The organism is Aquimarina sp. Aq78 (genome assembly GCF_900299525.1).
GTDB lineage: Bacteria > Bacteroidota > Bacteroidia > Flavobacteriales > Flavobacteriaceae > Aquimarina.
On the sequence record NZ_OMKA01000031.1, the window covers coordinates 248705 to 270278 of the forward strand.

Consider the following 21574-nt stretch of genomic DNA (forward strand, 5'->3'; position numbering starts at 1 on the left):
AAATACAGATGAAACCAAAATATACCTATCCTTTTACTGCCATCCCCGATCAGGAAGATCTAAAATTATGTTTGTTACTCAATCTGGTAGATCCAAGTATAGGAGGAGTGTTGGCAACCGGTGATAAAGGTACTGCCAAAACCACTATGGTAAGAGGGCTGAGTCAGTTGATGGGAGAAGATTTTCCATTTGTTAACTTACCTATTGGTGCTACCGAAGACCGGGTATTAGGGAGTATTAATCTAGAGGCATTGATTAACCAGAAAACTACGATTGTAGATAAAGGATTACTAGCACAGGCACATCACGGATTTTTGTATATCGATGAAGTAAATCTCCTCAATGATTACCTGATGGATGTATTATTAGACGCTTCGGCAACAGGAGGGTATCATTTGGAACGTGAAGGAATCTCGCAATGGATGGATAGTCGTTTTTGTCTGGTAGGAACAATGAATCCCGAAGAAGGATCCTTACGACCACAGTTATTAGATCGATTTGGATTAAGTGTTACCATCGAGACTCCTAAAGAAATGAAGACACGTACAAAAATTGCAATGCAGCGTCTTAGTTTTGATAGTGATCCAATAGCATTTTATAAACAATTTCAAGAAGAAGAACAGCGGGTTAAGCATCAGGTGATTTTGGCCCAAAAGAGACTTAATGATGTAATTATTCCAGAATCGATACAAGAGCAGTGTGCAGCATTAACTATTGCCAATCAGGTAGAAGGAATGCGTGCAGATATCTTACTTTTAAAAACAGCAAGAGCATATGCAGCATTTTATGATGAGAAACAGGTAACTGCAGCGATGGTAGATAGTATAACACCTTTTGTATTACAACATCGTGCAAAAGAGTATACACCTCCAACAGATCAAAATAAAGAAAACTCATCTGATACAGAGAACCATACACCCCAGGAAGAAAGTGTACCTCAAAACGGACAAAATAATACAGCATTTCAATTGCCGAAAGCTGTACAACAAGGATTGAAATTTTCGGCTTCAAAAGCGACCAAAAAACAGGAAATCCTATTAGATACCGCACAGAAATTATATTCGGTATCACACCCGGCAGAACGACAACAAGAAATATCAGTATTGCAATCTGTACAACAATACCTGAAGACGGGGAAATTTACAACGGTATATAAACAAGCAACACAGAAAGCTATAGCACGAATTATATTTTTGGTTGATACCAGTGCGTCTATGGCACTAGATCAGCAAATGGCATATTTAAAAGGAATCATAGAGAAAACAATTATGTCATATCCTCTGCAAAAAATCCAGTATGCTATAGTTGGCTTACAGGATACTACAGCAAAAATTATCCAGGAATTTACGGCCAATACCCAGGAAATTTCAAATATAAATCACCAATTAAAAACAGGAGGAAAGACGAATTTGGGAGCTGCTTTTTTTAAAGTATATGAATTGCTGCGATCTGTAAATACACAAACAGTACAATTGTTTGTTTTTACAGATGGAAAAATAAATGCAGGAGCAGAAAATCCATTTCAATATGCAATCACCGCGTATAAAAAATACCTGGCGAGGATTCAAAAAGCTACTGTTATTGATACCGAAACAGGGTTTGTAAGATTAGGTAAGGCCAAGCAATTAGCACAACAGCTAAAGTTGAATTATACTACAGTTTCTGATTTCTAAAAGCACGGTGATCTAAACAAAACCATATGTCCAAAGCATTTTTAATAGCTGCTCCGTGGAGTAATTCGGGAAAAACAACACTTACACTAGGGATGTCTCGTTGGTTTAGTAACCAGGGAAATACTGTGCAAACTTTTAAATGCGGACCCGACTATATTGATACGATTCATCACAGTACTGCTGCTCGAAAATCAGCCGTGAATTTAGATACAGTAATGATGCCCGAGGAACATGTGAATACTGTTTTTGAACGGTATAGCGCGTCTGCCGATATCAGTATTGTAGAAGGAGTAATGGGATTGTTTGATGGTGCAGTAAAGGATCAGGGAAGCTCGGCAGCGATAGCTAAATTGTTGGATATTCCGGTAATTTTGGTGGTTAATGCAAGTGCTATGGCATATACGATTGCTCCAATCTTACACGGGTTAAAAACTTTTGACCCCGAAGTTAAGATCGCAGGTGTTATTTTTAATTTTATAAAAACAGTATCACATTATGCCTTCCTTAAAGAAGCATGTGATACTGTAGGGATTCCATCTTTAGGATACATTCCGCCGAATGAAGAAATTGCAATTCCCTCACGTCATTTGGGATTACATATCGATGGTACTTTTGAAAATGTTATTGAAAAAGCAGCCTCACATATTGCAACACATATATCGTTACCAACACTTTTAGAATGTGCAAAAGCAGTTCCTAAAATAGATCAAGAAACTTCGGCTAGTATAACTTCAGAAAAAAAATATAGGATAGCTATAGCAAAAGATGAAGCATTTACATTTACCTATCTTCAAAATCTAAAATGGCTAGAAGCTATTGGAGAAATCCTATATTTTAGTCCGATTCATGATCAGAAACTCCCTGAAGCAGATATGATATATCTGGCAGGAGGGTATCCTGAATTATATCTTGAAATGTTATCTGATAATATCGCAATGCGAAATCAGTTAAAAAAAGCAGCAGATCGAGGAGTAAAAATCCTGGCAGAATGTGGTGGGATGATGTATCTGGGAAATACCATTATTGATGAAGAAGGTAAAGAATATGATATGGTAGGGATATTTCCGTTTAGTACTTCTATGCAAAACAAAAAATTATCTTTAGGATATCGAAAAGTAGTGTGTAATGATTTAGAAATTTGGGGGCATGAATTTCATTATTCCAAAGTAATGAATGATGATATCATACCCACTGTAGGGCAAGTATTCTCGGCAAGAGAAAAAGAAGTTGCCACAAAAATATATCAATATCAAAACGTATATGCCAGCTACATTCATTTGTACTGGGCAGCGTTAGAAGAACCTATAGACTTATGCATCTAATCGCAACCATACCTGGAGGGTGGAACCCCAATGATGATGGTATCTTTTATATCGATCAGCAACCAGGAGATATTGTATTTCTGAGTGCCGGAGATACCGAAATTCATACCTTAAATGAGGCGTATAAGGAGCTACACGAAGCCGAAGGAGATAAATTGCCTAGTTTACGAATGACCAACCTGGTATATCTCAAACAAGAATTGACAATAGATACCTATCTCGAAGAAGTATTGAGTAAAGCCAAAGTTATAGTTTGTAGTATGCTTGGAGGAATCAGTTACTACAAGTATTTGGTAGAGTCTCTAGTGAGTTTACAAGAGCAAACAGGTAATACGATATTGTTTTTACCGGCTCATGAACCTGATTTTGAGCTAATGCAATTGTCATCTGTCGATATACAAATTGTACATCAGTGTCGACAATATTTACAAGAAGGAGGAAAAGAAAATGCTGTTGCTTTATTCAATTATTTACGAACTCATTTCTTTGATATACAACTTCCGATTGTACCTGCTATAGGTATTGCAGACGTGTTTTTATATACTACAGCGTTAGGAATGACTACTCAAGAAGTTTTAGAAAATACTATAGATGCCTCTAGACCTAATGTGGCATTATTGGGATATCGTACCCATTTTCTATCTGATAATATGGAGCCGTTGCATGTGATGAGTACAGCGCTTCAGGAACGAGGAATAAATGCGTTTGTGGTTTTTGCCAGCAACTTGCGAGATCCTAAATTGTTAGATCAGGTACAAGCATTAATGACGCATAACGGGAAGCGTGATGTGCATACCATTATTAATACTACAGGGTTTACGATCAAACCCATGGATGGTTCGGCGTTTATCTTCGAAAAACTTAATATTCCCGTTTTGCAAGCCATATTTTCTACTGCTAATAAGCAAGTATGGGAAGAAGGACTCTTTGGGTTACCTCCTACAGATATTGCTATGAATATCGCCTTACCCGAAATTGACGGAAGAATTATCGGTCGTGCGGTTTCGTTTAAAAAAGAAATTAGTAAAGATGTACTTACCGATAGCTCTATTTTAAAATATGAAGCTCATATTCCTGCCTGCGATTTTATGGCAGAATTAGCTCAGCGATGGGCAGCATTACAGTATAAAAAGAATATAGATAAAAAGGTAGCGGTTATTTTACCAAATTACCCCAATAAGGACAGCCGTCTTGCAAACGGAGTAGGTCTCGATACACCCGAAAGTTGTATTGTTTTATTAGATACGCTTAAAGCGGAAGGGTATAATGTAGGAGAGCAATTACCAAAGAGTGGTACAGAGCTAATGCATTGGATTACACAGGTAACCACTAATGATGTTACGACCACGATGACCCGGCCGCATGCATTGACTTTTGATCGAGCAGATTTTGATATATGTTTTTCGGCATTATCTTCTACATTACAAGATAAGGTAACAGCGCAATGGGGGAAACCAGAAAATGATCCGTATTATACCGGCGATGGATTTATAGTATCTGGATTTTTATTGGGGAATATCTTTGTGAGTATTCAACCATCCCGAGGGTATAATCAGGACCCACAGGCAATCTACCATTCTCCTGATCTGCCACCAACCTATCAATATCTCGCCTATTATTTTTGGTTACAACAAAACTATCAGGCAGATGCAGTGATCCATTTAGGAAAACACGGAAACCTGGAGTGGTTACCCGGAAAAAGTGTATCACTAGATCCCGAAACTTGCTTTCCTGCAGCTGTATTTGGAGCATTACCACATTTTTACCCGTTTATCATTAATGACCCAGGAGAAGGAACACAGGCAAAACGACGCAATCAGGCAGTGATCATAGATCATTTAATTCCGCCGATGACCCGTGCAGAAAGTTACGGTAGTCTAATGAAGCTGGAGCATTTGGTAGATGAATATTATGAAGCAGCTACCTTAGATCCCAAACGATCACGTGTATTAGAAAAGGAAATAGCTGACCTGGTTACCCAAACCAAATTAAATGTGGATTTGGGAATCGCCTCAGACGATGTAGATGAATTATTAGTCAAATTAGATGGGTATTTGTGTGAATTAAAAGAAGCACAAATCAGAGATGGACTCCATATTTTTGGGAAAGCCCCTGTAGATGAACAGCTCATTGATTTGTTAATAGCATTGCATCGCGTACCAGGATATCAACAGGAAGGAATTACACAAGCACTAGCCAAAGATTTAGGAATCACTAAAAACATTCTTGAGGTTGCTTATACAGAATCGATGGAATTGACTATCGAAGGTGTTTTTTGTAAAACGGCAGGGCACGTGATTCAACAATTAGAAGGTATTGCAAAAAGGCAATTAATTGCATATTTAGAAAAAGACATCCTCGCCGAAGAGTATCCTTTCTTGAATCAAATAGTACGATATATAAAATCTACTACTTTAGTTGCAGTACAACAAACTACAGACGAACTTCAGTATTTATTAGGAGGTCTTAATGGATGCTATGTTCCCTCTGGGCCATCGGGAGCACCAACACGAGGTCGATTGGATTTGTTGCCTACCGGAAGAAATTTTTATTCTGTAGATGTACGTACCATTCCTACCGAAACAGCCTACCGTTTGGGAGAGAAAAGCGCACAGCTCATTATTGATCGATATTTGCAGGAAAATGGTGATTACCCCGAAACCATTGGAGTTTCGGTATGGGGAACCTCTACCATGCGTACAGGGGGAGATGATATTGCACAAGCATTTGCATTAATGGGAGTACGCCCGTTATGGAAAAATGCCAATCGCAGAGTTACTGATTTTGAGGTAATTCCCTTAATAACATTAGGAAGACCCAGAGTGGATGTTACATTACGGATCTCAGGGTTTTTTAGAGACGCATTTCCAGATGTGATCAATCTGTTTAATGCGGTGGTAACGCGTTTGGCAAATCTGGATGAACCTATAGAAGATAATCCGATTCGAAAACGATTTTTGGCAGAACAATCACAGTGGCAAGAGCAAGGATTACCACAAGAGGAAGCCTCACAACGCGCTTTATATCGTGTGTTTGGTTCTAAACCGGGAGCATACGGAGCAGGACTGCAAGCAGTAATCGATGAGAAGAACTGGCAAACCCAGGAAGATCTTGCCAACGTATATATCAATTGGAGTGGATATGCCTATGGAAATTCTAAAAAAGGAGTTTCTGCACATGAATCGTTTCAATATCGATTACAAGCGATGCAAATTGTAATGCAAAATCAGGATAACAGAGAGCATGATATTTTGGATAGTGATGATTACTATCAATTTCACGGGGGATTGGCCAATGCCGTAAAAACCGTAAAAGGTAATGAAGCTGAAATCTATTTTGGAGATCATTCCCGACCAGAAACGCCCAAGGTAAAAACACTGAAAGAAGAATTGCTAAAAGTATACCGATCACGAGTAATTAATCCCAAATGGATTGCTGGAGTACAGCGGCATGGATATAAAGGAGCTTTTGAGATGGCTGCCACTTTAGATTATCTGTTTGCCTATGATGCCACGACAAATCTAATTGATGATTTTATGTATGAAGGAATTACAGAAAGCTATTTGTTAACTCCAGAGAACAAAGAATTTATTACCCAAAATAATCCCTGGGCACTAAAAGATATGAGCGAACGCTTGTTGGAAGCCATACAACGAGGGATGTGGGCAAATCCATCTGATGAGGTTAAAGAACAATTAGAGGAGTTGTATATGGAAGGTGAAGGATTAACAGAGTAAGTATATCTTCTTTTAGGCTAACAGGTTAATGTCGTAGATCAGGTAAAAACCAGTAGATTTGTAAATAAACATACATGGAATATAAAGAACATATATCCTTTATAACATTGTTGTAGGTAATTTGAACCAACCGCCAGAAGTTAAAACCGAATGAATGAATTTTTAAAAATATTATCCCTAATTATATTGATGAATTTTGGTTGTAACGCGCAAAACAATGAACCATCTGAATTTATTCCAAAAGGATATGTAGAGTTTGACAAATATTTTGGAGACCTTAATAAAGATGGAAAAGATGACTGCGTACTTGTAATTAAGAAAACTGATACAAGTAATGTGGTTATAAATCGGTTTGACAAAACAGTTAACAGAAATAGGCGTGGAATAATTGTGTTATTTAAAAATGCGAATGGTTATCAACTTACCGATAAAAATTACAATTGTTTTTCATCCGAAAATGAAGATGGTGGAGTTTATTTCCCACCTGAATTATGGATTGAAATTAAAAATAAAAAATTGCATGTGCATTATGGACACGGCAGATACGGATATTGGGATTACACCTTCAGATTTCAAAAATCTAATTTTGAATTAATTGGATATGATTCTAGTAGTAATCGTGGTCCAATCACAAATAGAGAAACAAGCATTAACTTCTTGACAAAAAAGAAACTAATTAGAGAAAATACCAATGAGGATGCGGAAAGCGGAGATGAGATATTTAAGGAAACTTGGAGTAATATTGAAATAGAAAATCTAATCAAACTGTCTGAAATAAAAGACTTTGATGAATTAGACATGCATAATTATTGATTAAAAAACTACCTGCAACAATGGCTATAATTAATACGGGGTTTGGTGCTTAATCCAAAGTTTAGTGTTTAAAATGAAGTCCGCCAAATAGAATATTACGCGATAACGAAATGATCTATTTTGGCCTTATAAATGAAAAGGTAAAAACAAAATAAAAACTTTTGACTAAGTACTTAATCAAAAGTTTACTACTTTTAATTCCTGTACTAGCTATAGCTTAAACGTTACAGGTAATTAACGGATTGAATCAAAATACCAGATTTATGAAAAAAACAGCATTTGTACTTCTTTTGATTTCTCTATTCTGTCAAGCCCAAGAAACGGACTCTTTGAATATCTTGAAAAAAAACGACTGGCATGCATTACGATGGTTTGATAAAGATACAGTTGTTTTATTGCCAAGAGATAAGATTAAAAATGATTATGCTGACCTTGATACACTTCAAATCATCCGACAGAAAAAACAAAAGTTCTATGGAGAAAGAATTAGTTTTAGTGAAAATGGCGAATTAAAATATAGTAACAACATGTCTTGTCCTGTTGGTGAGTCAATAAAAAAAATTTACGCAATGGAATTAAAAAAGAACAAGTTGATAGTTGATTTTGAATTCACTAAGTGGCCATGGGAAAAAAATGAGGCGATTCGTCAAAAAAGAGAATTTGAAATTATTAAATGGGGTTCCGAAAGAATTATTTTAAAATAAAAACTACCTACAACGCTATATATAGCAAATAGGGCAATTAGTGTTTAATCAAAAGGTTCTTGTCTATTTGTAAAGTCACCAAATTTTTTGATTTACAACTATCCTTTTTATTTTCTATTTTGGTAGTTGTAGTCGTTCGGCCGACTTTATAAAGAAAAAGATAAAACAAAATAAAAAGTTTTGGCTAAGTACTTAACCAAAAGGTTACTACTTTTAATTTCCTTACTAACCATAGCCGAGACGTTGTGTTTCACTTAAGAAAAAGAAATAGTTCATGAATTATCAAACTTTTCAGCCTCATCCAGATTTAGAATCGCTAATTAGTTGTTATTGGACTTTGGAAGTTCCTGCAGCAGAGGATACCCAAAGACAACGAATAATTCCTGATGGCACAATCGAAATGGCATTTATACTTGGAGATGATATAAAACGATATACTACAGAAGATAATTTTATTATACAACCTCGTTCAATGGTGCTAGGACAGATCATTGACCCTTTTTATATAGAGCCAACAGGATATGTTAACACATTTGCAATTCGTTTTTATCCTTATGGTTTTGCCAATTTTGTAACTGCACCAATCAAAACATTGGCAAACAAGGAAACGCCAATAGAAATGTTATTTGGAGAAAAAACCGCCAAAAAATTAGAACAAGACATAATTCAAGCAACAGATACAAAACAAAGAATAGAGATCATCGAACTTTTTCTTCAGAATAAACTCAGTGAACAGATCACGGTCGACAATATTGTTAAAACAACCATAGATACTCTCTTATCAACAAAAGGGAGTACATCTATACGTGACATTCTTAAAAAGGATGTATCCAAAAGAAGACAACTAGAAAGAATGTTCGTAAAACAAATAGGGATCAGCCCGAAACAGTTAGGTAAAGTAATTCGGTTACAAAGCGCTCTAAAAATGTTGCTTAACGAAGAAGGAGAAAGCCTTACTAATATTGCTTATGAAAGTGAATACTATGACCAGGCGCATTTTATCAAAGACTTCAAGGAATTTACAGGAATTAGCCCAAAAGAGTTTTTAGGAAATGAAAGCATGACGCTTTCTTCAATTTTCTACAAATGAATTAAATCTGTCGCATTTTTACAATTTTGTTTCTCATTTACAGTTTAACTTTACCTCTACATTTAATTAATAAACATGAGAAGAACAATATGTAGTCTTTTTACTGCAATATTAATCTTGGGCTTTGCTGCTTGTAATAGCACAGATAAACCCGAATTAGAAAGGCAGAAAAGTGATTCAACCATAAATCAAAGTGCAAATAGCATGAAAAATTATATTTCAATTTTTGAAATTCCAGCAACAGACATTTCACGAGCAATCGAATTTTATCAGGCAATTTTGGATATTAACATTGAGAAAATGGAAATGCCAGGTATGGAAATGGGCATATTTCCATATGAAGAACAGATGGTTACTGGTGTTATTATGAAAGGAGAAGGTTTCCAACCTTCGGCAGATGGGGTGACTATATATCTAAATGGTGGAGACAACCTTCAGGTAATTCTTGATAAAGTCGAGAAAAATAGCGGTAAAATCATTGTTCCTAAAACACCTCATGCCGATGAAAGTGGATATTTCGCAATGTTTCTTGATTCAGAAGGAAATAAAATGGGGTTACATTCCCCAAACTAATTAAAGAAAAAAGCAAACGCAAAACAAGATATAAAAGCAATAGCGGTTCGGGTACAAACTCGAACTGCTTTTTGTGTTTAAATAGGTATATTGCTACTTAAAAGCAAGTGCTTTTAGACAAAACCGTTACCAATAATAGTAAACAAAAATATCAAACCGAATATGCAAATAACATTAGAATATTGGAATACTTTAGCTAACCAAACTATTCTGATAAGCTCTTTATTGAGTGGTTTTTCTATTACCGTAGTTGCTAATCTATTAGTTTCTGACAAGAAAGATAAACTAACTAATAAAATTTTAAAGTCTGCAACGTTATCTGCTGGTTGTTTTCTCGTCACTGTATTTGCAATGATGCAAATCTCAATGATGACTACACCAGGAGGTTATTTAAAGGGTGTTGTTACAAAGGATTTTTTAATTCCTAGAATAATTGGATTACTGACTTTTATGATTGGACTCTTTTCTATAACGATTATGATTTCATTATCGGGATGGACAAAATCAAAAAAAGTAGGAATATTTACAACTGCTGTTGGAATATTAACATTGCTACTAATTTTTACAACAATGACAAGAATAAGTTTTTAATCAAGGGTAATGCACTAAACAAAATTATAAACACAAAATATGAGCAGCACAAAACATCACGATGAGCGTATTGCAAAAATAACATTTGCTTTGGTGTATCCACATTATCTTGCTAAAGTCGACTTATCTTGTTGAACTGTAACGTTTTGATGTAATTGTACTCTTATATTTAACCAGTTAAATATAAACGTCATGCAAGCATCAATCAAAAACAACAAATCGCCATTTTATTCAAACTTCCTTTTTTTACTATTTCTGTTTTTCTTCTCTAGTACTATTTTTGCACAGAAAGAACAGCTTTGGTTTGGAACCTACACAGATGAGAACGGAAAAGTGCATCAAGGTAGATATAACATCATCAAGGATGGTAGAGCTTTAACTAGCATCATTCTCGCTCCATATGGAAAACCTCCAATGGAATTCATAGTTATCAAAAACGATACAGTTCAAAGATTCGTAGAGATTTCCTGGCCCAATAAGCCTAAACGAATAGCAACTCTTATTCAATATACAGATGGTTATTATGCGGGGAATTTTGAAGACGAGACAAAAATACTCCCCATGGTCATTAAAGAATTTAACTTTCAAGATGCACAACTACAAGGAAACTGGTTTAAACCTAGTGAAATTGAAGTGAAAATTATAGAGAACACGATTAAACTACTTGGGTCTACAGAAGGTTGGAATAAAAACGATAATAGAGTATGTGAATCTAATAACACCTATAGTTTATTCTGTGCACTCTATGAATCATCTATTGTTATTGATGGAGAATATCGTCATTTAAGGCCTGCGGTAAAATTTGTTAGGGATGCCATTCAAGAAAAATACCCTAAAAAATATGACCATGTTCTAGTGGATTTTAATAATGCAGCAGAAATATCTCTAAAGGAATTACATGAAATTTTAAAGTTAGCGAAGGAAAATCTGATTAATGCTATACAATAACTAGTATACAACACCAAGTATATGATCATAGCAGTAACATGATTAATCGAAGGTTCTTGTATATTTGCTATGGAGTAGAAATTATAGAAAGAAAAAGATATAAAATCAATACAGAGTCGTTGATAGCTTGGTAATATCTTGCTTTACTATACCACAAACTGCCGTTGACAAATATTTTATAAATCACACCATGCTAGAAATCAGACCTCTTAATAATTTGTCAGTCTATTTGGATCGCCTTATAAAAGGTCGTTTATGGCTTAAGGTAATTATTGGATTGATTTTAGGTGCTGGGGTTGGCATCGTAATCAACCCGTCTACTGGGCTTGTTACAGAGAATTTTAGCTTGTCATTAGCCAATTGGCTCGATTTACCAGGTCAAATATTTATGAGGTTAGTTCAAATGATTATGATCCCCCTAATATTTGCTTCTATTATTTCGGGAATTGTAGGGAACACATCTGATAATCTTAAAGCCTTTGGAATAAAGCTGTTATTGTATTTTGTTTTCACTACAGTCATCGCTATCACTATTGGTTTGATTGTCACATTCATCATGAAACCCGGGCAATATGTTTTCAAGCTGGGAGGATTTCCAAACAGCGGAGAAAAACTAATTGAAGCCAATGAACAAACGAACCTGATCGAAAACATTCCAGATACTATTTCTAAGCTCATCCCAAATAATCCACTGGAATCTATCTTAATGGGAGAAATGCTTGGTGTAGTAATATTTACCATAATAATTGGTGTTGCGATTACCCAGCTCAATCATGACACGGCAAGGCCTATCATTCGTTTTGTCGAAGCGATTCAGAAGATTTGCATGATTGTAGTCTCTTGGGCGATGATGCTCGTCCCATATGCTGTATTTGGCTTAATAGCAGCCTTGTTATCCAAAATTGGCATTGAAATATTTCTTGGTTTGGGTTACTATATGATAGTCGTTATTCTGGGTTTGACCTTCTTAATGATATTCTATTTAATAATGGTATTCGCTTTCACACGTAAGAATCCCTTGAAATTTTTAAACTTGATCCGTGAACCTCAGCTATTAGCATTTTCTACTGCTAGTTCTGCAGCTGTTATGCCGGTATCTATGAAAACAGCAGATGAAAAATTAGGGGTGTCCTCTAATATTAGTGACTTTGTTATTCCTGTTGGGGCAACGATAAATATGGATGGTACCGCTCTATTTCAATGTGTAACCACTTTATTCATGGCACAAGCTTATGGCATTGAGCTGTCGGTGATAAACTTAATATTAATAACCACTACAGTTGTAGCCGCGTCTATCGGAACGCCTGCTATTCCAGGAGGAGGTGTCATCATTCTTGCATCCGTGCTACAGAGCGCAGGAATTCCAATAGATGGACTGATTATTATTATTGGTATAGATAGAATTTTAGGAATGTTTAGAACAGCGGTTAATGTGACTGGAGACCTAACTGCGAGCGTAATTTTCAATAAATTTTATGGCTCGGATAAAAATAAAACATTTGCCAACAAAAAATAGATATCACTAAAACAAGTGACTGTTAAAACTGTTGTATTTCATTAGAAAAACTAACATATGAATAAATTATTTTATAGAATATTCCTTTTTTGTATGATCATTAGTTGCAAAAGTGAAACAACAAAATTGATTGATATTGATGGGAATCAATATTCAATAATGAAGTATGGGGAAACTTTTTGGATGACCGAAAACCTTAAAGCTAGACGAGATATAAATGGGAACAATGTAAAATATTTTTTTCCTGATAATGATTCAAGTAATGTTCAACTGTATGGGTTATTATACGATTTCGAAACTGCATGTATGGTATGCCCCCAAGGGTGGAGATTACCAAATAATAAGGATTGGGAAAAACTATTTAATTTTTCAAAAGATAATGTAGCAGGCAATTATAAAGATAAACAGTTTTGGAAAGGAGAAATAAATTCAAACAATAGTGGATTTTCTATAAGGCCTTCGGGAATAGGAAATAATGAGGAACATCCAAATAATTTTAGAGAAAACACATTGTTTTGGTCAGATTCTAAAGAAGAGGAACATTTTATTTGGACGTATATTTTGGAAAAAAGTAATAATAAAATCAGAAAAGCTTCACAACATCCAACATATGCTTTTTCTATACGATGTATTAAATAAATTAAGTGTTTAAAACACGGATTCTTATCTTTTAGTCTAAACTCTTTTTTCTACAGCACTGCTTATATAGTAGCTAATAAAAAGAAACACTCCACCATAAATTTTATTTTTTTTTAAAATATATATTGAAAAATGCAATAGATTAAAAAAGTGTCGTCTTTCTAATTGAAGACCCTTCATAAAAGGTTTTAATGAATTTGGAATCAGAAAACAGTAAAAAACTAACCGATTTTTTTGGAAGAGAATATGAATCTCTCAAGAGGTATGTGAAAACCAAAATAAGTGACACAGCCAATCGGGATGCTGAAGATATCATCCAGGATGTTGCTTTAAAATTATTTTCGGGAGCAGATCGATATGCTCCAATAAATAATGTAGCTGGTTTTGTTTACAGATCTGTAAAAAACAAAATCATTGATGTAATGCGAACTACAAAAAAAACGAATTCGGTAGACGCTGATGAAGATTTAGTAGAGCTGGCTGAGGTACTACACCAATCAACCGACAATTACACTTCGGATCAAATGATAGTAGTATTAAAAAAATGCATCGAACAGCTAAAACCAGCATATAAAGATATTATTATAGCTGTAGACTTTGAAGGGTATACATATAGAGAGATTTCGACTAAAACAGGAATTTCTATAGGAACATTAATGTCTAGAAGACATAGAGCAATTGCAGTATTATATAAAAAAATAGAAGTAGAGATTAATAAAAATAAAAATATATCATGACAAATTTTTTCACTCATAAATTCAGAAAAAAGTCACCAATAGAGATTGTAGGAATAATCATTTTTGGTGCAATTGCAATAACAGGATTAGCCATTTTATTCGGCTTTGTCATTATGTGGTTATGGAATTGGCTTATGCCCGAGATTTTTGGACTAACAACTCTTACCTATTGGCAAGCTGTGGGAGTATTTATATTGCTAAAAATATTTCTTGGAGGTTGTGGTAGTGGTAGTAGTAAAAAATCATCTAAAAACTCAAGTGATGACTGTAAAAAAGATTCGAAAACTGATTTTTCAAAATGGAAATACTATGATAAGTTTTGGAAAGAAGAAGGTGATGAATATTACAAACAATATATCGAACGACAATCAAGTCAAGTGCAAGAGGACACTTCAAAACCAGAATCAGAATAACATTAAATTTCAATATGGAATTACTAATATTTCGAACAGATATTAAATCAAAGAAAAAAGTTAAATCATTAAAACCAGTACTTAACAATCATTCAGATATTATTAAATGGTCAATTGATCTCGAAGATATAGACAATGTACTTAGAATTGAGGCTACAACAAATTTATCAGAAGTGGATGTTATTGACCTGGTACAAATACAAGGTTTCTTTATCAAAATATTGTCGGATTAAAGCGATCAGCATAAAAGGCAGTTGTAAACAATTCAGGAAATAGATTTTATAAAACGTAAGTTAGATATAAGAAAACTAGGTCAGTTCGAATGTTTTATTACATCTAACTTACGTTTAAAAAGTGAAATAATAATGCTTAAGATTTTATCTCTAACTTATATCCTATACCATGAATGTTTATTAGTTTAATCGCCTCGTCGTCTTTTAACTTTTTACGCAGTTTAGAAATATATGTGTCTAGACTTCTTCCTACGATTACGCCATTGTCTTCCCATACTTTTTTAATCAATTCATCTCGCTTAACAATTTGATTAGGATGCGCTACAAAAATCTCTAGCAGTTCACATTCTTTTTTTGAAAGACTAACTTCGACAGTTTGTTTAATCAATTTATGTTGTTCAGGATAAAACTGAAAGCTGCCTATGGATATATAGCTTGTGTCACTTTCATCATTAACATAAAGTTTCTTTCTTCTATATAAAATCAACAAAAGGAGTGTAAACACAATAAAAAGCAACCCATAGATTAACGTTTGTTTGCCGAAATCACTGGACTGAGTTTCGGTAAATCGTACTTCGATAGTATAGCAACCTTTGGGTAAAAACCTTCCGCCACAAGGAATAATATCTCTAGCAATATCATCCCTTATTAGAAAGCTATATGGAACTTCTTTATCAAAACATTGTAATACTTCAACACGATATTGCTCTGGCAATCCAGCTTTTTGAAAACTTTTTTTTACAATAGAAACCAAATCACTGGGATCAAATGAAAGCGAATTTTCAAAAGAAAGTTGATACTTTGATTTTTCTAATGCCACTATAGGTAAAACCAAAGAAGTACTATCTTGATTGGTCAACAATAATTGATTTCCAACATCACGTAATGCAATTTTCACTAGTTCTGAAAACTCATCTGTTTGCTCTTTTATGTTAGAGAACCCCATAATGAGAAAGATAATCCCAGATAAAATTCCTAATACATATATCTTTTTGTTCTCCATGCGTTACAAATAACATACAATCTTATGAGATTTTACAGTAGTTGACACTTCTTTGACACTTTTTTGACACTTTTAATTGTAGTTCGATTTAGCTTTACTAAAAATAAAAATAATATAAGGAAAATCATAAGTACGCGTATCCTTATCATCATAATAAAGAACAAATTAAAACAATCAAAAAATGAACAAATTTATAATCGTATTTATAGTACTATTAAGTGCTGGTTGTACTAAAAACAATCAGGAAGGAAATATAGAGAAAGAAACTTTCCAAATTGATCCGCTCAAAACAGCAACTGTTAGCAAAATGGATGATCCTTATGCGTTAGCGTTAAAAATCGATACCATAGATAAGGATGAGTACAGCCTCATTGTTTCGATTGATCTATATGATAAGTCCTTTTTTGTATCTCCGCACTCCAATGGTAATTTTATGGGTCGTTTCGCTCTTTCATTAAGTGAAACTAAGGACCTTGCTATGAAAGATTCAATTATAGAATTCCCAAAGGCATTAGAGAGTTATGATCCTTTTAGTGACAGACAGGTAAACTTTGTAAAACGTAATACCACCTATACCCAGAAACTCATCATTGACTCGCAAAAAGATTTTGAAGTAAGTGGTTGGATCAAATTTGTCATTGAACCACGCTGTACCATGGAAAAAATAAAATTCGTTATTTCACAACGTTCTGGAATCTTATCTGTGGAGGAACTAGATAGATCAGCTTACTTTGGGATTTTTTCGGATATGATATGTGATGTATCTGATCTAAACAAGAAAAAGTAAAAGTAAAACTTGATAAGGATGTGTAAAAACCTATTATAATTCTGAAAATAGACATAAAGAAATGTTGTACTAAGTTATTAGAGTTAAAAATTTCTTGAAATTAAAGGTGAAATCATATTATCTTTCTCTAATTTTTAATAATACCTAGTAACTTAGGCCAAAATCTATAATAAAAATGTCTAATGTATTAGTCGTAATTTTAGGAATTGGATCTATTCAAAGTATTTTATTTGCGATACTCATTGTATTGAAAAAGAAAAGAAAATCATCTGATCTAATTTTATTGACTTGGTTTTTAGTGTTTTCTGTCCATTTATTATTAGGGATAGGTAAAAGCAAATACCTAACCGATATAACCGGGATATTAATAGCAACAATTAGCTTTTTGCACGGTCCCTTTTTTCTGTTTTATACCAAATCCTTATTTAATCAATATATTACTAAAGCCAACCTTCTACATTTTTTGCCATTTGTAATTTTTACTTTTTTCAGTTTTTTTATTAGGCAGGAGTCAGAATTGTTATGGGAAATAATAATTCTAATTGCAAAACTGATTTCTTTAACTCTTTATCCATTGTACATACTATATTCCTATTATAAAACAGATAAGTTTTTTAAGACCCATAAGGCTGATAGTAGTATGCTTGAGCTCTCCTGGGTTAGAATTATTGCAATTTTATTCCTTATAAGTATAGGAATTAGTCTTATAAGATTAGCAATAGAACTTTTGGTGGGAGTAGCATATTTTGAAGTTTGGGATGTTTTACGGTATGTTATTCTCGTAACTGTGATCGGGTTTTACGGGTTGAAATATGGTATGGTATACCATCCTGAAGTACCTTTTGATGCTGCAATTGAAAAAAAGAAATATAAACATAGTCCGCTTAAAAACGATGAGATAATTATGTTTATAGATTCTATTAATCGTTTTTTCAAGGAAAATAAAACATATTTACATCCCGATTTTTCATTAGCTGTTTTGTCAGAATCTGTAAATATTCCTAAGCATCATCTTTCTCAAATCATAAATTCTGAAATGAATACTACTTTTTATGATTTGATCAATACCAAAAGAGTGGCGTATGCTATAGACAGAATAAAAGAGGGAGATGAATTAAATTTAACCTTAGAAGGCATAGGCTATGAGTGTGGGTTTAACTCTAAATCGGCTTTCTTTCACCATTTTAAAAAACATACGGGAAAAACTCCCGGGCAATTCAAAAAAGAAATAAGTACTGATTAATTAAGAAGTTCCGTTATTCTCTTACTTGCCCCCATATTTGTATTCTAACATAAGATGAATTACATGGATAAAAGAGATTTTATTAAAACTTTGGGGATAGCTTCAACCATTACTTTTTTAAACCCAATAGCTGCTTCGGGATTTAAAATGTTTGGTGATATCAATAAAAAAGTGCTTATTCTGGGAGGTAGAGGATTTTTGGGCCCTACTATTGTCGAAACATTTTTGGCCTCAGGCTATGAAGTAACATTATTGAACAGAGGGAAAACCAATCCCGAACTTTTTAAATATTTACCTGTTATCATTTGTGACCGGGAAAAAGAAAATAAAGAAGGACTTAAAAATATTGATAAAAAACATAAAGAAACCTATTGGGATGTTGTTGTAGATACATGGCAAAAGTCTCCAAAAGCTGTTTCAGATTTCCTTGAAGAGTTTAAAGGGCAATTTGGCAATTATCACTACATATCTACTATTTCGGTTTATGACAAATGGGATAAAAAGTTTATTGAAGAATCAGAGCCCTTAAATCCTCTGCCAAAATTCCCAAAAACAATAGGCGAAGATTTTAGATATGCCATAAGGAAAACATTTGCTGAAGAAGCGATTAGAGAACGGATAGATAATTTTACGATATATAGATCTCATGGGATGAAAAGTTCTAGAGTTACTCATCCAGGTAACCCAAATGAAGAGCCTTTTTGGCCGGTTAGATTTTATAGAGGAGGAGAAATACTATTACCAAATGTTCATGATCATCACATGCAGGTTACAGATGTAAAAAGTTTGGCAAACTTTATCGTTCATTGTACAGAATCAAAAATATATGGCGCATTCAATGTCGCTTCTAATCCAACCCCTTTTAAAGATTATGTGTCCTGTCTCATTCATGCTACAAGTATGCCAGAAAAACTACATTGGGTTGATGGAGATTTTCTTATAAAAAATGGGATTCTTCCCTATAAAATAATGCCTTTATGGAGGTCAAAACCTGTAGGAATGTATTATTTTAATGTTCAAAAAGCAATCAATGCAGGATTAGTAAATCGTCCTATGGTCGAAATGACATCTGATCAATTAGAAGGATACAAAAGTAGATATCCCAAAAATGACATTGCCTTTGGAGAAGTAATACAGGGAAAACAAATAAAATACTATAGCGCTGGAAAAGAAAAAGAAATTATAAAAAAATGGGTGTCCAGATCAAAATAAACCTTCTGAAAACATAAATAAAAACAACGAGTGAATACACTTATAACACCCTCTTGTCAAGAAGGGAGTGCCCCATATCGATATGGGGTCAAACCCAGCCAAAGGTAGTTCGAAGTATTACATTAATTCTTCGAGCTGATCCTTTAATGCTTCGAAGTGATAGATTAACGCTTTGAAGCCGTATAATAAGGAGTAAAAGTGGTCATTTAAAGGTTTTTTGCGATGTTTTTAGAGGTAACGACCCCAAAAAAGGTAGTTCGAACTACCTTTTTAATCCTTCTAACTACTTTGGGAGCCCTTCGAAGTAACTTGTTAGCTGTTTAGAAGTAGCACTTCGACAGCTCGAGCTAGTATTTTGATCCAATCAATCACCTTGTTTATCATAGGGAGCACCTTGATAAGGTATAGACAAGACCTATGCAAGGCCTCAGTAGATAAAAATTGCAACATTATTTTGTTTTTAACAGTCTTAATTAAAAACCAGTACTGTTCAAAAATAAGTAATGAAGCTTCTTGTAGATTTTATTTTAGTTGGTGGTGTTATTGTTATAGCAATACTGTTATTGCTATTGATAAAGTCAAAGAAGAAACAATTGTCGCAAAAAATACTAATTGTATTTTTTGCTTTTCTGGGATGTGTTATTCTATGTTTTTATGCACTGTTACATGATATTCTTTGGTTGTTTAGAACCTGTTTTATTCCCAATGATATCACTGTTTTGGTGGTAGGCCCATTATTACTTTTATATATAAAATCATTATTCTTAAAAGAAGAAAATCTGGTAAAGAATGCGCTTCCACATTTTATTCCGGCAGCATTATATATTGTTTTTATTGCTGTTCCAACATTGTTGTATGGGATGTTTAATATAGATAGATTGTCTTATATACTATCAGATTTTATATATTTTTTTATAAGAATAGGAGATTTACATTTGATATTCTACCTTATTATTTCACTGCGATTATTATCAAAATATAGGAGATTGATGAAATCTAACTATTCAAACTTAACTCGATATGATTTTAATTGGATAAGGGCTATGCTACAGGGTGCACTGTGTGTTATTAGCATTGATGTAATGCTCAAAATTTACGAATCCTTTTATGGTGATTTTGATTGGAATGCGGATTTTGTTTCTGTAATAACTATGGTCATTCTGGTTTCATATTTAGGATATTATGGGGTGAATCAATCTAAAGTGTTATTGCCAGATTTTGTATTAGAAGAAGCCCAATTCACTACCAATAAACCAAAAGATAATGCTTTACCAAGTTTTAAGAAAGAAGAATTCGAAATATTAAAAAGTAAATTAGAACTCATTTTGGCAACAAATCGTCCCTATTTAGATGAAGATTTAACTTTAGGGAAATTAGCGAATCAAATTTCTACAACAGATAAAAAACTATCTATGTTGTTAAATCAATACATGAAGACTACATTCTATGATTTAATTAATACGTATCGAATTAACATAGTAAAAGAAAAAATGCAGTCAGATTTGTATGACAATTATAGTCTATTCGGGATTGCATGTGAGTGTGGTTTTAAGTCAAGAACTAGTTTTAATAGGATTTTTAAAAAAGAAACAGGACTCTCTCCTTCGGTGTATAAAAAGCAATTTTTATAAGATAGTACCTTTTTTTAGAAAAAGAGCACCACTGCATCTATCGGTCAACCAAAGCCCTTATAAATTCATTGATTTGCTATTGAATTTATAAACCTTTAATACAATGAAAAAAATCATCTTGACTTTGGGCTTTTGTGCATTCACGTTATTTGTGAGATCTCAAAATGCTAGTGTAGAGCAATCAACATTTGGAATACAGACTGGATTTGCAGGGTTCTGGATATACAATGAGTTAAAACTATCAAATCAAATAGCATTGAGAAGTGAGTTAGGTTTTGATGCTAATAATGGAAAAAGCAATTTTTATCCAGACACAGGCTTTTTATTAACTACTGTAGTTACTCTAGAACCACGGTGGTACTATAATTTGTCTAAGCGCGAAAGCAAGTCAAAACATATAGATGGGAATAGTGGTAATTTCTTTTCTCTAAAAACTAGTTTGCATCATTCTGATTTGCTAATTGTTTTAGATAATAAAGAAGATACCAAAATAGTGACAGATCTATCTGTAGTCCCAACCTGGGGAATTAGAAGAAACATAGGAAAACATTTTAATTATGAAGCTGGAGTAGGAGTTGGGTATATTCATTATTTTTCTAAAAATGCTGGATTCTCAAAAGATAAAGGCGAAGCTGCTATAAATTTGCATTTACGTGTTGGCTATCGGTTTTAATAGATAAATAGCATAACAGAAATTACTGTTTTTGCG

The 21574-nt window shown here is 33.8% G+C and carries 20 protein-coding genes; 19 read left to right on the forward strand and 1 reads right to left on the reverse strand.

Annotation, left to right across the window (positions count from 1 at the left end; all coding sequences use genetic code 11):
* The first annotated feature begins 8 nt into the window (after positions 1–8).
* The 14 genes from DG435_RS24195 (at position 9) to DG435_RS24265 (ending at position 14989) form a co-directional block, all read left to right on the forward strand.
* Positions 9–1673: a VWA domain-containing protein gene (locus DG435_RS24195; protein WP_106790831.1), complete on the forward strand. Its 1665-nt coding sequence runs from the start codon at positions 9–11 to the stop codon at positions 1671–1673.
* A 26-nt stretch (positions 1674–1699) separates the two neighbouring features.
* Entirely contained in the window at positions 1700–2995 is a 1296-nt protein-coding gene (locus tag DG435_RS24200) for a cobyrinate a,c-diamide synthase (RefSeq protein WP_106790832.1), read from the forward strand.
* Positions 2986–6732, forward strand: coding sequence for a cobaltochelatase subunit CobN (gene cobN / locus DG435_RS24205; RefSeq protein ID WP_106790833.1), 3747 nt, complete (start codon positions 2986–2988; stop codon positions 6730–6732). The genes DG435_RS24200 and cobN overlap by 10 nt, the downstream gene beginning before the upstream one ends.
* A 150-nt stretch (positions 6733–6882) precedes the next feature.
* The gene (locus DG435_RS24210) at positions 6883–7545 is read left to right on the forward strand and encodes a hypothetical protein (protein ID WP_106790834.1); all 663 of its coding nucleotides are present in this window, start codon (positions 6883–6885) and stop codon (positions 7543–7545) included.
* A 263-nt stretch (positions 7546–7808) separates the two neighbouring features.
* Positions 7809–8249: a hypothetical protein gene (locus tag DG435_RS24215; protein ID WP_106790835.1), complete on the forward strand. Its 441-nt coding sequence runs from the start codon at positions 7809–7811 to the stop codon at positions 8247–8249.
* Positions 8250–8523: 274 nt separating this feature from the next.
* On the forward strand, positions 8524–9339 hold the full coding sequence (locus tag DG435_RS24220; protein ID WP_106790836.1) for a helix-turn-helix domain-containing protein: 816 nt from the start codon (positions 8524–8526) through the stop codon (positions 9337–9339).
* A 75-nt stretch (positions 9340–9414) separates the two neighbouring features.
* Positions 9415–9912: a VOC family protein gene (locus DG435_RS24225; RefSeq protein WP_234387025.1), complete on the forward strand. Its 498-nt coding sequence runs from the start codon at positions 9415–9417 to the stop codon at positions 9910–9912.
* A 162-nt stretch (positions 9913–10074) separates the two neighbouring features.
* A complete protein-coding gene (locus DG435_RS24230; RefSeq protein ID WP_106790837.1) occupies positions 10075–10503 on the forward strand; it encodes a hypothetical protein in 429 nt (142 codons plus the stop codon).
* A 192-nt stretch (positions 10504–10695) separates the two neighbouring features.
* Positions 10696–11451 (forward strand): hypothetical protein, encoded by a 756-nt coding sequence (locus DG435_RS24240; protein ID WP_106790838.1) that lies wholly within the window; start codon positions 10696–10698, stop codon positions 11449–11451.
* Between the two features lie 190 nt (positions 11452–11641).
* The gene (locus tag DG435_RS24245; RefSeq protein WP_106790839.1) at positions 11642–12967 is read left to right on the forward strand and encodes a dicarboxylate/amino acid:cation symporter; all 1326 of its coding nucleotides are present in this window, start codon (positions 11642–11644) and stop codon (positions 12965–12967) included.
* 57 nt (positions 12968–13024) lie between these two features.
* A complete protein-coding gene (locus DG435_RS24250; protein ID WP_106790840.1) occupies positions 13025–13606 on the forward strand; it encodes a fibrobacter succinogenes major paralogous domain-containing protein in 582 nt (193 codons plus the stop codon).
* Positions 13607–13797: 191 nt separating this feature from the next.
* Positions 13798–14343: an RNA polymerase sigma factor gene (locus DG435_RS24255; RefSeq protein ID WP_106790841.1), complete on the forward strand. Its 546-nt coding sequence runs from the start codon at positions 13798–13800 to the stop codon at positions 14341–14343.
* Entirely contained in the window at positions 14340–14756 is a 417-nt protein-coding gene (locus DG435_RS24260; protein WP_106790842.1) for a hypothetical protein, read from the forward strand. The genes DG435_RS24255 and DG435_RS24260 overlap by 4 nt, the downstream gene beginning before the upstream one ends.
* Before the next feature lie 14 nt (positions 14757–14770).
* Entirely contained in the window at positions 14771–14989 is a 219-nt protein-coding gene (locus DG435_RS24265) for a hypothetical protein (RefSeq protein WP_106790843.1), read from the forward strand.
* Positions 14990–15125: 136 nt separating this feature from the next.
* Here the strand turns inward: DG435_RS24265 and DG435_RS24270 are convergent, their stop codons facing one another.
* Positions 15126–15992, reverse strand: coding sequence for a winged helix-turn-helix domain-containing protein (locus DG435_RS24270; RefSeq protein ID WP_106790844.1), 867 nt, complete (start codon positions 15990–15992; stop codon positions 15126–15128).
* A gap of 181 nt (positions 15993–16173) precedes the next feature.
* Here DG435_RS24270 and DG435_RS24275 point away from each other — a divergent pair, with 181 nt between their 5' ends.
* From DG435_RS24275 to DG435_RS24295, 5 genes are all read left to right on the forward strand, one after another.
* Positions 16174–16779: a hypothetical protein gene (locus DG435_RS24275; RefSeq protein WP_106790845.1), complete on the forward strand. Its 606-nt coding sequence runs from the start codon at positions 16174–16176 to the stop codon at positions 16777–16779.
* A 175-nt stretch (positions 16780–16954) separates the two neighbouring features.
* Positions 16955–18022, forward strand: coding sequence for an AraC family transcriptional regulator (locus DG435_RS24280; protein WP_106790846.1), 1068 nt, complete (start codon positions 16955–16957; stop codon positions 18020–18022).
* Between the two features lie 63 nt (positions 18023–18085).
* Positions 18086–19234, forward strand: a complete 1149-nt coding sequence (locus tag DG435_RS24285; protein WP_106790847.1) for an NAD-dependent epimerase/dehydratase family protein — start codon at positions 18086–18088, stop codon at positions 19232–19234.
* 503 nt (positions 19235–19737) lie between these two features.
* Positions 19738–20865: an AraC family transcriptional regulator gene (locus tag DG435_RS24290; protein WP_106790848.1), complete on the forward strand. Its 1128-nt coding sequence runs from the start codon at positions 19738–19740 to the stop codon at positions 20863–20865.
* Positions 20866–20968: 103 nt separating this feature from the next.
* On the forward strand, positions 20969–21538 hold the full coding sequence (locus tag DG435_RS24295; protein ID WP_106790849.1) for a hypothetical protein: 570 nt from the start codon (positions 20969–20971) through the stop codon (positions 21536–21538).
* Positions 21539–21574: the final 36 nt, after the last annotated feature.

What these genes read in the sequence shown, in the direction of transcription:
- cobN (WP_106790833.1), top strand. Translation starts at nt 2,986, where the DNA reads ATGCATCTAATCGCAACCATACCTGGAGGGTGGAACCCCAATGATGAT.
- DG435_RS24295 (WP_106790849.1), top strand. Translation starts at nt 20,969, where the DNA reads ATGAAAAAAATCATCTTGACTTTGGGCTTTTGTGCATTCACGTTATTT.
- DG435_RS24260 (WP_106790842.1), top strand. Translation starts at nt 14,340, where the DNA reads ATGACAAATTTTTTCACTCATAAATTCAGAAAAAAGTCACCAATAGAG.
- DG435_RS24200 (WP_106790832.1), top strand. Translation starts at nt 1,700, where the DNA reads ATGTCCAAAGCATTTTTAATAGCTGCTCCGTGGAGTAATTCGGGAAAA.
- DG435_RS24225 (WP_234387025.1), top strand. Translation starts at nt 9,415, where the DNA reads ATGAGAAGAACAATATGTAGTCTTTTTACTGCAATATTAATCTTGGGC.
- DG435_RS24240 (WP_106790838.1), top strand. Translation starts at nt 10,696, where the DNA reads ATGCAAGCATCAATCAAAAACAACAAATCGCCATTTTATTCAAACTTC.
- DG435_RS24230 (WP_106790837.1), top strand. Translation starts at nt 10,075, where the DNA reads ATGCAAATAACATTAGAATATTGGAATACTTTAGCTAACCAAACTATT.
- DG435_RS24280 (WP_106790846.1), top strand. Translation starts at nt 16,955, where the DNA reads ATGTCTAATGTATTAGTCGTAATTTTAGGAATTGGATCTATTCAAAGT.
- DG435_RS24220 (WP_106790836.1), top strand. Translation starts at nt 8,524, where the DNA reads ATGAATTATCAAACTTTTCAGCCTCATCCAGATTTAGAATCGCTAATT.
- DG435_RS24195 (WP_106790831.1), top strand. Translation starts at nt 9, where the DNA reads ATGAAACCAAAATATACCTATCCTTTTACTGCCATCCCCGATCAGGAA.
- DG435_RS24290 (WP_106790848.1), top strand. Translation starts at nt 19,738, where the DNA reads ATGAAGCTTCTTGTAGATTTTATTTTAGTTGGTGGTGTTATTGTTATA.
- DG435_RS24275 (WP_106790845.1), top strand. Translation starts at nt 16,174, where the DNA reads ATGAACAAATTTATAATCGTATTTATAGTACTATTAAGTGCTGGTTGT.
- DG435_RS24265 (WP_106790843.1), top strand. Translation starts at nt 14,771, where the DNA reads ATGGAATTACTAATATTTCGAACAGATATTAAATCAAAGAAAAAAGTT.
- DG435_RS24250 (WP_106790840.1), top strand. Translation starts at nt 13,025, where the DNA reads ATGAATAAATTATTTTATAGAATATTCCTTTTTTGTATGATCATTAGT.
- DG435_RS24245 (WP_106790839.1), top strand. Translation starts at nt 11,642, where the DNA reads ATGCTAGAAATCAGACCTCTTAATAATTTGTCAGTCTATTTGGATCGC.
- DG435_RS24285 (WP_106790847.1), top strand. Translation starts at nt 18,086, where the DNA reads ATGGATAAAAGAGATTTTATTAAAACTTTGGGGATAGCTTCAACCATT.
- DG435_RS24215 (WP_106790835.1), top strand. Translation starts at nt 7,809, where the DNA reads ATGAAAAAAACAGCATTTGTACTTCTTTTGATTTCTCTATTCTGTCAA.
- DG435_RS24210 (WP_106790834.1), top strand. Translation starts at nt 6,883, where the DNA reads ATGAATGAATTTTTAAAAATATTATCCCTAATTATATTGATGAATTTT.
- DG435_RS24270 (WP_106790844.1), bottom strand. Translation starts at nt 15,992, where the DNA reads ATGGAGAACAAAAAGATATATGTATTAGGAATTTTATCTGGGATTATC.
- DG435_RS24255 (WP_106790841.1), top strand. Translation starts at nt 13,798, where the DNA reads ATGAATTTGGAATCAGAAAACAGTAAAAAACTAACCGATTTTTTTGGA.